This window comes from Variovorax sp. W1I1 (assembly GCF_030815625.1).
GTDB lineage: Bacteria > Pseudomonadota > Gammaproteobacteria > Burkholderiales > Burkholderiaceae_C > Variovorax > Variovorax paradoxus_C.
This window is the reverse complement of the sequence record NZ_JAUSWZ010000001.1, coordinates 836,615-848,639: the sequence shown is the minus strand read 5'-3', so window position 1 is coordinate 848,639 and position 12,025 is coordinate 836,615. Positions and strand designations below refer to the sequence as shown.

Here is a 12,025-nt window from a genome sequence, read left to right as displayed (position 1 = left end):
GCCATAGGGCGAGCGCTCGGTGGCGTTGTCGCATGGCATCCCTCACCCCTTCCCGAACTCCCGTGCGTGCTCCACCGCGTACTTGATGAGTTCCGCCTGCCCTTCGATGCCCAGCCGCCGCTTGATGCTCTGGCGGTGCGCCTCCACCGTGCGCACGCTCAAAGACAGGTCGCGCGCAATCTGCTTGCTCGATTCTCCCCTGCCGAGCGCGGTGAGGATCTCGCTCTCGCGCGGCGTGAGCAGCGGCCGCGGCGCCTGGTTGCGAAAGAGTTTCTTCGACACGGCCGGACTCAGGAAGGTGCCGCCCGCCGACACCGCCTCGATGGCGGCCACGATCTCGGCCGCGGGCGCGTCCTTGAGCACATAGCCGCGCGCGCCCACCTGCATCGCCTTCTGCACGTATTCGGGGTTGTCGTACATGCTGAGCATCACGATGTGCGGCGCTGGATGTGATGGTTGTTGATCGCGTTGCAGCACCAGCGCGGCGAGGTCGATGCCGTTCATGTCCTTCATGCCGACATCGACCAGCATGAGGTCGCACCGCACCGTGTCGATGAGCGCGAGCGCCTCGGCGCCGCTGCCGGCCTCCCCGACGATCTCCAGGTTGGGCATGGCGCCCAGGCGCGCGCGCAGGCCGTCGCGCACCAGCGGATGGTCGTCCACGAGGAAGAGGCGGATGGGCCTGGGCGGCTGCGGCGCCGTTGTTGCTGGTGCTGCTGTTGTCGTCATTCGGGCCTCGCGCTGCGGGCCGGCACTTCGGCCACGATGGATGTGTGGCCGCGGCCCGAGCGCATCACCAGGCGCCCGCCGATCGCCTCGATGCGCTCGCGCATGTTGCGAAGGCCGATGCCGTGGCGCGGGTCGAGCTGCATCGCCTCGACGTCGAAGCCCACGCCGTCGTCGCTCACCTCCAACCGCACGGCCTCTTCGTTGAAGCCCAGCGAGATGTGCACGCGATGCGCCTCGGCATGCTTGCGCACGTTGGTGAGCGCCTCCTGCGTCACGCGGAAGAGCGCGGTCTTGGTCTCCTGCGACAGCTCGAAAGGCTCTCCCTCGACCATGATGGACGCATCGACGCTGCCCTCCTCCCCGAACTCGTGCCCCAGCCGTTCCAGCGCGGCGGGCAAGCCCAGCGTGTCGAGCAGAGCGGGGCGCAGGCGGTGCGAGATGCGGCGCACTTCAGTGAGCGAATCGTTGAGCCGCTGCAGCGCCTTGCCGAGCGCGGGCGGCGCCGGCTGGTGGTCGCGGCCGAGCGCATCGACGGCCGATTCGATCAACAGCTTGGCCGACACCAGCGTCTGGCTCGTGCCGTCGTGCAGCTCACGCGCAAGGTGGCCGCGCTCTTCTTCCTGCGACTGCACCACACGCCGCGCGAGCAGCCGCAGCTTGGCTTCGGCCACGCGGTGCTCGCTCAGGTTCAAAAACACGCCGGCCGCGCTCACCACGCCGAGGCACAGCGCCGCGATGCCGGCGATCCACAGCAGCGTGGCGGTAACGTTGGCATTCATCTGCTTGTCGAGCGCGTCCATGGTCGACTCGATGTCGTCCAGGTACAGGCCCGTGCCGACCATCCAGTTCCAGCGCGGCAGTGCCGTCACGTAGCCGAGCTTGGGCGCCATCTGCGCGCTCGATGGCTTGCGCCATTCGTACTCGACGTAGCCGCCGCCGTTTTCCTTCGCGCCCTTGATGAGATCCTGGATGGTGAAGCGGCCGTGCGAATCGCGCATGTTCCAGAGGTTCTGGCCGACCAGCTCGGGCTGGCGCGAATGCATGAGGGAATTGCCCTCCAGGTCGTACACGAAGAAGTACCCGTCGTCGCCATAGTCGAGCGCGGCCAGGCGGCGCAGGGCTTCGTTGCGGGTGGCCTCGTCGTCCAGGCCCGAGTCGTACAGCGGGCGCAGGTTGCTCACGGCCAGCTCGACGTAGCTGCGCAGTTCGCTGCGGCGCTGTGCCATGTAGCTGCGCTCGATGAGGGCGCGCTCGCGCTGCGCGAGGTCGTGCTCCTGGTGGCGCACCGCAAGCGCCACGAGCACCAGTGCGACGAGCAGCGGGGCGACGGCCAGCGCGACGATCTTGGTGCGGAGGTTCATGGGGTGGGAAGGCTACCACCGGGTGGCAGCAGGACCGTTCTGCGGCGCCGCTGCCCGAGCGCGTCTAGCGTTCGGGGGTCTCGCGTGGCAGAAGACCGCGCTCGCTCAAGGCCTCCAGAAGCGCCTCTTGATCAGCCCCGCCTTCCAGCAGGAGATCGAGGCGCTTTCCCGCCTTTGGCCGGATGGCGAGAAAGTCGAATTCGTAGCCGATGCCGCTGGCACGGCGATGACTGACCTGGGCCTGCCGCAAGTCGACTTGCCAATCTCCGTCGATGCTGCGCAACTGCGTGTTGTCGAGCTGGAAGGCGCGCACCCGCGAACGCGAAAAGAGGCTGATCCGCGAGAAAGGGATGGTCCAGACCAGCCAGGCGACCATCGGCATGAACACGCAGAGCCCCACCATGGTCTTCAGGAATCCCGCGTCGGATGCATTGAGCAGCAGCGCGATACCCGCGGCGCCCGCCAGCGCGTATCCCGCCCAGACCCAGGCAAGAAAACACCGCCAGCAAAAAAGCATGGCGCGGCTTTGCACGGTGCCCTTGGGCATCGCCTCGGCATGGGTTCTCAGCGCGAGGTAGTGGTTGATGACCGGCACGAGTTCATCGACAGGCGCCGTCAGCATCAGCTTCCTGAATGGCCGTGTGTGAACGATCAGGTAGTTGTCGCTGTCGGGAATCGCCTCGATGCCCAGTACGTCGATCCATTCGACGCGGCCGAGCCCTTGCACCGAGAAGCCTTCCTCGCCGATGTCGACCTGGGTGTTTTCATTGAACGGTTTCGGTCGGCTTTTCTCAGGGCGCAGCCAATGGGTTTCGACCCAGATCCATGCGCGCACGACGAACACCAGCCCGACCAGCCACGCGGCGAGGAACCCGATCATGCCCACCATGCCCAGCGCGATGTACCAGCCCGTTGCATCCGGGTCCAACAGCCACGCGGCCGCGACACCGATCAATGCGGTGTAGGCCGCGCACAGCGACAGGATGGGCCAGATACCGCTCGCGTCGGGCTGGGTGACCTGGATGCGCCGTGAAAAAACCGGTGAGCTCATCGAATGCTGGCGGCCACGGCCACGGGCTGTCGGCGAAATTCGGTGAGATACAGCAGCAGGGCCAGCGAGACAAAGCCGCCGCCGAGCAGGCACAACCCCGTCCAGCCGTGGAAGGCATACACCGCCGCCGCAATGCCCGACGCCACTGCCGCGCAGATGAAGATGAACGTCATGAAAAGGCCATTGAGCCGACCGCGCAGTTCGGGCGCCAGCATGAAAAGGCTTCGAAAGTTCAGCACCTGGCACAGCTGCACCGCCCCATCGAGCAGGATGCCGGCCGCGACCAGTCCGGCCAGCGAATGGAAGTGCATCGACACGGCGCCGAGCACGAACGACAACAGCGCGACGACGATGGCCGCGCCCGTCGCAGGCCGCGTCAAACCACGGTCGGCGAGTCGACCAGCCACCGGTGCCAGCAGCGCCCCCGCCGCACCGGCCAGCGCGAACAGGCCGATGCCGCGCTGCCCCATCCCGAACTCATGCACCAGTGCCAGCGGCACGGCTGTCCAGAACGCCTGGAAGGCCGCGAACATCATCCCCTGGTACCAGCCGCGGCGGCGCAGCAGCGGCGTGTTCCACACGATGCCCGGCAGCGACGCCATGGTGCGCGCATAGCCGATCGACGCATGCGGCCGGCGCTCGGGCAGTACGCGCCACAGCACGGCGATGAGCGTGGCCATGAGCACGGCCGAGATCCAGAACAGCGCGCGCCAGCCCAGGCTCGCGGCCACCATGCTGGCGAACGGGCGCGACAGCATGATCCCGCCCAGCAGCCCCGCCATGATGTTGCCGACCACTTTGCCGCGCGTGGCCTCGGGCGCGAGGTGCGAGGCAAAGGGCAGCAGCACCTGCGCCGCGACCGCGCAGGCGCCGACCATGAAGGACGCCGCTAGAAAAGTCACGGCCGAGTTCGAGAGCGCGATGCCTGCCAAGCCGATGACCGCGCCGAACAGTGCGGCGACGATCAGGCGCCGGTTCTCGACCACGTCGGCCAGCGGCACCAGCAGCAACAGGCCTGCACCGTAGCCGAGCTGGGTCAGCGTCATGATCAAGCCGGCCAGGCCCGCATGGAGCTCCAGTGCGTCGGAGATCGGGCCGATCAGCGGCTGCGCGTAGTAGATGTTGGCCACGCACAGGCCGCAGGCCACGGCGAAGACGAAGGTCAGCGCGGGCGTGAGGCCGGCCGCGGGCGGATGGGAAGCATTGGAAGAAGAAGACACGAGGAATCCCGTTCGAGAGAGGGCCGACTTAGGGGTTAACCCGAAGCCGGCTGACCATAGCACGCAGGTCCGGTTTCTGCAGGCGCAAGCCCGATCAGTGCAGGCTGGTCGGACGGCCCGATGCGACCCACGCGTCGAGCCCGCCGGTGAGCGGCAAGGCGCGCCGCGCACCGCGCGCCAGCAGCACGCGCGCGGCCTGTGCGGCCGACACTTCATTGGGGCAATTGCAGTACAGCACCACGTCGCGGTTCGGATCGATCGCGAGGTCGAGGTGGCGGTGCTGCAGCGCCTTGAGCGTGTACGGCAGCGCACCCGGAATGCGGCGCGGATCGACCTGCACGCCGGCCTTGCCGCGCACGTCGATGATCAACGGCGGCTCCTCGCCGCTCAAGAGTTCGTGCAGTTCCTCGACCGAGATGCGCGGCATGCCGGTGAGCCGCATGAAAGCGCGGCGGCGCCAGTAGCGCACGGCGAGGATCACCAGCAGCAGCACCGCGATCGCGGCCGTGGCGATGCCGCCGGCCTGGGCGAGCACGGCGAGCACTTCCTGAATCTGGTCGCGGAAGGCCCAGCCGAGGCCGAGGAAGAGGCCCGTCCAGATGAGCGCGGCGCCCACGTCGAAGCCGACGAAGCGCCGCACCGACATGCCCAGCGCCCCCGCCATCGGCGGCGCGACCACCGAGACGCCGGGCACGAACTTGGCCGCGACGAGCGACAGGCCGCCCCAGTCGGTGATGAGCGATTCGCCGCGCCGCACGCAGGAGTCTGGCGACAGCGAGATGCGGCACAGGAGCCGCATGAAGCGGTAGCCGAAGCGCCGGCCCGCATAGAACCAGGCGCCGTCGCCCAACAGGTTGGCAACGACCGCGGCGAGCACCACGCCGATGACCGACACATCGCCCGCCGCGAGCAGCGCGCCCGTGACCACCAGCACCGCGGCCGCCGGCACCGGCAGCCCGAGACGGGCCGCGAAGCTGGCGACGAACACCACCAGGATCGCGTTCTGCACCAGCAGCGACATCAGCTGTGCCATGCCAGCCTTTCGGTCGATGCGCGAAGCAGTTGCGGGGTGGGAGCGGGGTTCATGCGAGCCCCGATTGTCCGGCATGGTCCAAGAACGTACCGGGCACGGGCCATTCGAGAACGCCGTTTCAGCCGGTCCGCGAGACGCTGAAAGCGAAGGTGTTCACCCCGCCCTCGCTCGACGCGCCGACCTGCCCGCCATGCATGCTCGCCACCGCCTTCACGATGGCCAGGCCCAGCCCGTGGCCGTGGTGCTCGCCGCCGCCGTCGTTGCGGGCAGCGTCGACGCGATAGAAGCGGTCGAACAGGTGCTGCAGGTGCGCCTCGTCGATGGCCGCGCCGGGGTTCGACACAGCGATCCAGGTCGCCGCAGGTTCTTCGCGCAGCGTGACGGTGATCTGCGCGCCCGGCGGCGAGTGTTCGATGGCGTTCTGCAGCAGGTTCGACATCGCGCGGCGGAACAGCGCGCTCTCCAGCCGCGCCTCGGCCTGCACGTCGCCCGCGATGCCGACCTGCGTGCGGCTCTCGTCCAGCACGAACTCGAAGAAATCGATGGTCTTGCGCACCTCCAGCGCCACGGGCGTGAGCACCAGCCCGGTGGCCACTTCGCCGCGGTCGGCGCGCGCGAGAAAGAGCATGTCGTTGACGATGGAGCGCAGCCGCTCCAGGTCTTCCAGGTTGGCCTGCAGCACCTCTTCGAAGTCGCCCGCGCTGCGCTGGCGCGACAGCGCCACCTGCGTGCTGCCGATGAGGTTGGCCAGCGGCGTGCGCAGTTCGTGCGCCACGTCGGCGTTGAAGGCCTCGAGCTGGCCGTACGCCTCTTCGAGCCGGCTGAGCGCGCCGTTGAAGGCCTCGGCGAGCGCGGAGAGTTCGACCGGCAGCGCCGTCGTCTGCAAGCGCTGCGACAGCGTCTTGGGCCGCAGCGCCTGCGCTTCGCCCGACAGGCGCTCCAGCGGCCTGAGCCCGACCCGCGCGATCCAGTAGCCCGCCAGCACCACCACCAGCACGCCGCCGAGCCCGAGCATCAACAGCGCGCTCAAAAAGGTCTTGCGGGTGCGCTCGTAGGGCTCCGAGTTGCGCCCCACGATGAGCCGCACCGCCGGCCGGCCCTCGAACGGCGGGATGTGGACAGAGAGCGTGCGGAAGGGTCGCTCCTGCCCCGGCAGCAGGATGCTGCTGCTGCGGCCGTTGGCTTCGCGGGTGAGGCCATCGAGCTCGGCCAGGCCCTTGCCGTACTGGAAGCGCGGGTCGTCGCTCAGCACCCAAAAGCGCACGCTGCCGTCTTCGGGCGTGAGCGCATCCATGCGGGCCTGCACGCGCGACCAGCGGTCGGCGGTGCCGATGGCGCCGATCCAGTACTGCAGGCTCTTCAGGGTGGTGTCGAGCTCTTCGTACTGGTGGCGTTCCAGCTCGCGCACCAGCACGCCGTGCAGCGCGGCGCCGATGAGCGCGAAGGTGGCGAGCGCCGCCGCCGCGAACATCGCCACCAGCCGCACGGTGATGGAGCCCTTCACGAGCTTCACAGGGCGCCGCCCTCCCCTTGGGCTTCGCTCTCCGCGTCCCTCAACTCCATCACGTAGCCCATGCCGCGGATCGTGTGCAGGAGCTTGGGGCTGAAGGGCGCATCGATCTTGTCGCGCAGCCGCTTGATCGCCACCTCGACCACGTTGGTGTTGCTGTCGAAGTTCATGTCCCACACCAGCTCGGCGATGGCGGTCTTCGAGAGAATTTCGCCCTGGCGGCGCGCGAGCACCGCGAGCAGCGCGAACTCCTTGGCCGTGAGGTCGATGCGCGTGCTTCCGCGGAAGGCCTTGCGCGCGAGCAGGTCGACCTGCAGGTTGGCGATGCGCAACTGCACCGGCTCTTGCTTGCGCCCGCGCCGGTTCAGAGCCTGCAGGCGGGCCAGCAGTTCGAGGAACGAGAAAGGCTTGACGAGGTAGTCGTCCGCGCCTTCGTGCAGGCCCTTGATGCGGTCTTCGACGCGGTCACGCGCGGTGAGCATGATGACCGGCGTCTGTTTCACGGCGCGCAATGCGCGCAGCACCGCGAAACCGTCCTGCCCCGGCAACATCACGTCGAGCACGATCACGTCGTAGTCGTGGGTGAGCGCGAGGTGCTGGCCGTCGATGCCGTTGTGCGCCGCGTCGACCGTGCAGCCCTGCTCGGTCAGGCCTTTGCTGAGGTAGTCGGCGGTTCTCAGTTCGTCTTCGACAATCAGGATCTTCATTTCTTTTTGTCTCGCTCCGTTCGAACGGCGATCTATCCGTGCGCCTCGGCCACTGGTGGGGTCTCGCCGGCCCGGGCTGCCTTGCGGGCCTTGCGCGCTTCCTTGCGGCGCAGGTACCAGAAGTGGGCGCGGTCCAGGTACAGGTAGACCACCGGCGTGGTGAACAAGGTGAGCGCCTGCGAGAGTATCAGCCCGCCGACCATCGCGTAGCCCAGCGGCCGGCGCAGTTCGGAGCCCGAGCCGTGGCCCAGCATCAGCGGCAGGCCCGAGAGCAGCGCGCACATCGTGGTCATCATGATCGGGCGGAAGCGCAAGAGGCACGCCTGGTAGATCGCCTCCTTCGGCTCCATGCCCTGCTCGCGCTCGGCCTTGAGCGCGAAGTCGATCATCATGATCCCGTTTTTCTTCACGATACCGATGAGCAGGATGATGCCGATCAGCGCGATCACGCTGAGGTCGTAGCCCCCCGCCATCAATATCAGCAGCGCGCCCACGCCGGCCGATGGCAGCGTCGAGAGAATCGTGAGCGGGTGGATGTAGCTCTCGTACAGGAGGCCCAGCACGATGTACACCGCCACCAGCGCCGCGGCGATGAGGTAGGGCTGCGACGACAGCGAATCCTGGAAGGCCTGCGCCGTGCCCTGGAACGCGCCGCTCAGCGACTGCGGAATGCCCATCTCGGCCTGCGCCTTGTTGATGGCGTTGACCGCATCGCCCAGCGCATGGCCGGGCGCGAGGTTGAACGAGATCGTCACTGCCGGGAACTGGCCCTGGTGGCTGATCGAGAGGTACGCGGTCTTGCTCGTGTCGACCTTCACGAAGGTCGAGAGCGGCACCTGTTGGCCGGTGAGCGGCGAAGTGAGGTAGAGCTTGCTGAAGAGCGCCGGATCTTGCTGCAGCGCGGGCGTCACCTCCAGCACCACGTGGTAACTGTTGAGCTGCGTGAAGTACTGCGCCACCTGACGCTGGCCGATGGCGTCGTACAACGTCGCGTCGATGGTCGCAGGCGAGATGCCGAAGCTCGATGCGCGGTCGCGGTCGATGGTGAGCACGGCCGAGGCGGCAGCGTTCTGCTGGTCGGAGGCCAGGTCGGTGATCTCGGGAATCTGCCGGAAGCGCGCGAGCAGCTTGGGCGCCCAGGTGTTGAGCTCGTCCAGGTTGGAGTCGGTCACCGTGTACTGGTACTGCGTGCGCGACGAGCGGCCGCCCACGCGGATGTCCTGCCCCGCCTGCAGGAACAGGTTCACGCCCTGCACCTTGGCCAGTTGCGGGCGCAGGCGCGTGATGATCTCGTCGGCGCTCGCGGTGCGGCCTTCGTCCTTGGGCTTCAGGTTGATGTAGAAGTTGCCGGTGTTGAAGGTGGACGAGCTGCCGTTCATGCCGAAGGCGGAGACGTCCGGGTCCTTGCGCACCACATCGGCCAGCTCCAGCATGCGCGCGTTCATCGAGGCGAAGGATGCGTCTTGCGCTGACTCGGCAAAGCCCGAGATGAAGCCGGTGTCCTGCTGCGGGAAGAAGCCCTTGGGGATGACCATGAACAGGAAGCCCGTGGCCGCCACCGTGGCGATGAAGACCATCAGCGTGATGAACTGGTGGTCGAGCACCACGTGCAGGCCGCGCTTGTAGCCGTTGAGCATCGCATCGAAGCCGCGCTCGAACAACAAGTAGAGCCGGCCGTGCTTGCGCGCATGCTCGTTCTTCAGGAAGCGCGAGCACAGCATCGGCGTGAGCGTGAGCGAGATGACGACCGACACCACGATGGTCAGCGTGACCGTCACCGCGAACTCGCGGAACAGCCGTCCCACGATGCCGCCCATGAGCAGCAGCGGAATGAACACCGCGATCAGTGACACGGAAATCGAGATGATGGTGAAGCCGATCTCGCCCGCGCCCTTGTACGCGGCCTCGAGCGGCGACATGCCCTCCTCCACGTAGCGGTAGATGTTCTCCAGCATCACGATGGCGTCGTCCACCACGAAGCCGACCGCGATGGTGAGCGCCATGAGCGAGAGGTTGTCCAGGCTGTAGCCCAGCAGGTACATCACCGCCACCGTGCCCAGCAGCGCGAGCGGCACCGTCACGCTCGGGATGAGCGTGGCCGGCACGTTGCGCAGGAACACGAAGATCACCGCCACCACGAGCGCGATGGTCAGCAGCAGCGTGAACTCCACGTCGAGCACCGAGGCGCGGATGGTCTGCGTGCGGTCGACCAGCGCGTTGACTTCGACGGTCGGCGGAATCGAGGCCTTCAGGCGCGGCATGGCGGCATTGATGCGGTCCACCGTCTCGATCACGTTCGCGCCCGGCTGCTTGGTGATGGCCAGCACGATGGAGCGGCCGTTCTGGATGGTGTTGCCTTCGGGTGCCGCCGCGCCCGCATAGGCCCAGCCGGCGATCTTGGCGTTCTCGGAGCCGTCGATGGCCACGCCCAGGTCGCGCACGCGGATCGGCGCGCCGTTGCGGTAGGCCAGGATCACGTCGTTCCACGGCTGCGCCTTGAGCAACTGGTCGTTCGTGTAGACGGTGAAGCTCTGGTTCGGCCCGTCGATGGTGCCCTTGGGCGCATTCACCGTGGCCGACGAGAGCACCGTGCGCACGTCTTCCAGGCTGAGGCCGAGCGCGGCCAGCTTGGCCGGGTCGAGCTGCACGCGCACCGCGGGCTTCTGCGCGCCGCCGATGTTGACGAGGCCCACGCCCGCGATCTGCGAGATCTGCTGCGCAAGGATGTTGTCGGCGTAGTCGTTCACCTCGGTGAGCGGCAGCGTCTTCGATTGCACCGAGAGAATCAGGATCGGCGAATCGGCGGGGTTCACCTTGCGAAAACTCGGCGGGCTCGGCAGGTTGGCGGGCAGCTGGCCGGTGGAGGCGGTAATGGCCGCCTGCACGTCGAGCGCGGCGGCGTCGATGTTGCGGTCCAGGTCGAACTGCAGCGTGATCTGCGTGGAGCCGAGGCCGCTGGTCGAGGTCATCTGCGACAAGCCTGCGATGAGCGAGAACTGCCGCTCCAGCGGCTGCGCCACGTTGGAGGCCATCGTCTCCGGGCTCGCGCCCGGCAGGTTGGCCGACACCTGGATCGTCGGAAAGTCGACCTGCGGCAGCGGCGCCACCGGCAGCAGCGGGAACACCGCCGCACCGACCAGGAGGATGGCCAGCGCGAGCAGCGTGGTGCCGATGGGGCGCTTGATGAATCCGGCGGAAATGCTCAATTGCCGCTCCCGGTGCGGGTCGCGACCTGGGCGGCGCTACCGGTCTTCGCCACGGGAGGCGGCTCGACGATGGTGGCGCCGGCGCGCAGCTTGTACTGCCCATCGACCACCACGCGCTGGTCGGCCGCGAGGCCCTTGTCGATCACGGCCACGCCGTCGGCGATCTGCAGCACGTGCACCGGCACGTTGTTGACCTTGTTCTCGGCATCGACCACCCAGATGTAGGTGCTGTCCTGGCCGCGCTGCACGGCGGCGGCGGGCACGGTCAGCGAATCGGGCCGGCGGTCGAGGTCGAGCCGCACGTTGACGTACTGGCCGGGCCACAGCGTGTGCTGCGGATTCGCGAAGCTGCCCTTGAGCTGCACCGTGCCGTTGGCGGTGTCGATCTGGTTGTTCAGCAGGATCAGCTTGCCGGCGCCGAGCATCTGGTTGCCGGCGCGGTCGTAGGCCACCACCGCGAGCGGCTGGTTGCTCTGCTGCTGCTGCACGCGGTTGATGTCCTGCACAGAGTCTTCGGGCAGCGTGAACTGCACGGCGATGGGGTCGATCTGGTTGATGACGACCAGCCCGTTGGTGTCGGCCGCATGAACGATGTTGCCCGGGTCCACCAGCCGCGCGCCGACACGGCCGTTCATCGGCGAGACGATGCGCGTGAAGCTCAGTTGCACCTCGGCGTACTGCACCTGCGCGGCGTCGGTCTGCACGGTGGCGGCGAGCTGGTTGACGAGAGCCTTTTGCGTGTCGACCTGCTGCTGGGTGGCGGCGTCCTGCGCGATCAGCGTGGTGTAGCGCTTCAGGTCGGCGCGCGCGTTGGCGAGCTGCGCCTCGTCCTTCGCCTTGGTGGCCTCTGCCTGCGCGAGCTGCGCCTGCAGCGTGCGCGGGTCGAGCTGCGCGAGCAGCTGGCCGGCCTTCACGTCCTGCCCTTCGGTGAAGCCGACCTTGTCGAGCTGCCCGTCGATGCGCGCCTTCACGGTGACCGTGGCCATCGAGGCGACGGTGCCGATGCCCGAGCGATAGACCTGCACGTTCTGCGGCGTGACGCGCGCGGTGGTCACCTGCACCGGCGGCGTCTTCGGTGCTTCGGGCTTGGCGCCGAAAGCATTGTGATGGGTGAGCGCCCAGGCGCCACCGCCTAGAACGGTCACGAGCGTGGCGGCCGCGACCCAGGTCGAGCGGCGCTGAAGAGGAGCTGAGGTTGTCGTCGTCAT

The 12,025-nt window shown here is 67.8% G+C and carries 9 protein-coding genes; all 9 read right to left on the bottom strand.

Annotated elements, in window-relative coordinates; translation table 11 throughout:
* Nucleotides 1–42: 42 nt before the first annotated feature.
* The 9 genes from QFZ83_RS04155 to QFZ83_RS04115 all read right to left on the bottom strand — a co-directional run bounded on the left by QFZ83_RS04155 (nucleotide 43) and on the right by QFZ83_RS04115 (nucleotide 12,025).
* Nucleotides 43–729, bottom strand: coding sequence for a response regulator transcription factor (locus QFZ83_RS04155; protein WP_307502988.1), 687 nt, complete (start codon nucleotides 727–729; stop codon nucleotides 43–45).
* Nucleotides 726–2,090 (bottom strand): cache domain-containing protein, encoded by a 1,365-nt coding sequence (locus QFZ83_RS04150; RefSeq protein WP_307502985.1) that lies wholly within the window; start codon nucleotides 2,088–2,090, stop codon nucleotides 726–728. Before QFZ83_RS04150 ends, QFZ83_RS04155 begins: the two co-directional genes overlap by 4 nt.
* Before the next feature lie 64 nt (nucleotides 2,091–2,154).
* The gene (locus QFZ83_RS04145; protein ID WP_307502982.1) at nucleotides 2,155–3,045 is read right to left on the bottom strand and encodes a hypothetical protein; all 891 of its coding nucleotides are present in this window, start codon (nucleotides 3,043–3,045) and stop codon (nucleotides 2,155–2,157) included.
* 92 nt (nucleotides 3,046–3,137) lie between these two features.
* Complete coding sequence (locus QFZ83_RS04140; protein WP_307502980.1) at nucleotides 3,138–4,361, bottom strand: MFS transporter; 1,224 nt, start codon at nucleotides 4,359–4,361, stop codon at nucleotides 3,138–3,140.
* Nucleotides 4,362–4,455: 94 nt separating this feature from the next.
* The gene (locus QFZ83_RS04135; protein ID WP_307502977.1) at nucleotides 4,456–5,394 is read right to left on the bottom strand and encodes a DedA family protein/thiosulfate sulfurtransferase GlpE; all 939 of its coding nucleotides are present in this window, start codon (nucleotides 5,392–5,394) and stop codon (nucleotides 4,456–4,458) included.
* Nucleotides 5,395–5,512: 118 nt separating this feature from the next.
* Nucleotides 5,513–6,898 (bottom strand): heavy metal sensor histidine kinase, encoded by a 1,386-nt coding sequence (locus QFZ83_RS04130; RefSeq protein WP_307512625.1) that lies wholly within the window; start codon nucleotides 6,896–6,898, stop codon nucleotides 5,513–5,515.
* A gap of 5 nt (nucleotides 6,899–6,903) precedes the next feature.
* The gene (locus QFZ83_RS04125; RefSeq protein ID WP_307502975.1) at nucleotides 6,904–7,611 is read right to left on the bottom strand and encodes a heavy metal response regulator transcription factor; all 708 of its coding nucleotides are present in this window, start codon (nucleotides 7,609–7,611) and stop codon (nucleotides 6,904–6,906) included.
* Between the two features lie 32 nt (nucleotides 7,612–7,643).
* On the bottom strand, nucleotides 7,644–10,817 hold the full coding sequence (locus QFZ83_RS04120; RefSeq protein WP_307502970.1) for an efflux RND transporter permease subunit: 3,174 nt from the start codon (nucleotides 10,815–10,817) through the stop codon (nucleotides 7,644–7,646).
* A complete protein-coding gene (locus QFZ83_RS04115) occupies nucleotides 10,814–12,025 on the bottom strand; it encodes an efflux RND transporter periplasmic adaptor subunit (protein WP_307502967.1) in 1,212 nt (403 codons plus the stop codon). The genes QFZ83_RS04120 and QFZ83_RS04115 overlap by 4 nt, the downstream gene beginning before the upstream one ends.

What these genes read in the sequence shown, in the direction of transcription:
- QFZ83_RS04150 (WP_307502985.1), bottom strand. Translation starts at nt 2,090, where the DNA reads ATGAACCTCCGCACCAAGATCGTCGCGCTGGCCGTCGCCCCGCTGCTC.
- QFZ83_RS04155 (WP_307502988.1), bottom strand. Translation starts at nt 729, where the DNA reads ATGACGACAACAGCAGCACCAGCAACAACGGCGCCGCAGCCGCCCAGG.
- QFZ83_RS04135 (WP_307502977.1), bottom strand. Translation starts at nt 5,394, where the DNA reads ATGGCACAGCTGATGTCGCTGCTGGTGCAGAACGCGATCCTGGTGGTG.
- QFZ83_RS04115 (WP_307502967.1), bottom strand. Translation starts at nt 12,025, where the DNA reads ATGACGACGACAACCTCAGCTCCTCTTCAGCGCCGCTCGACCTGGGTC.
- QFZ83_RS04125 (WP_307502975.1), bottom strand. Translation starts at nt 7,611, where the DNA reads ATGAAGATCCTGATTGTCGAAGACGAACTGAGAACCGCCGACTACCTC.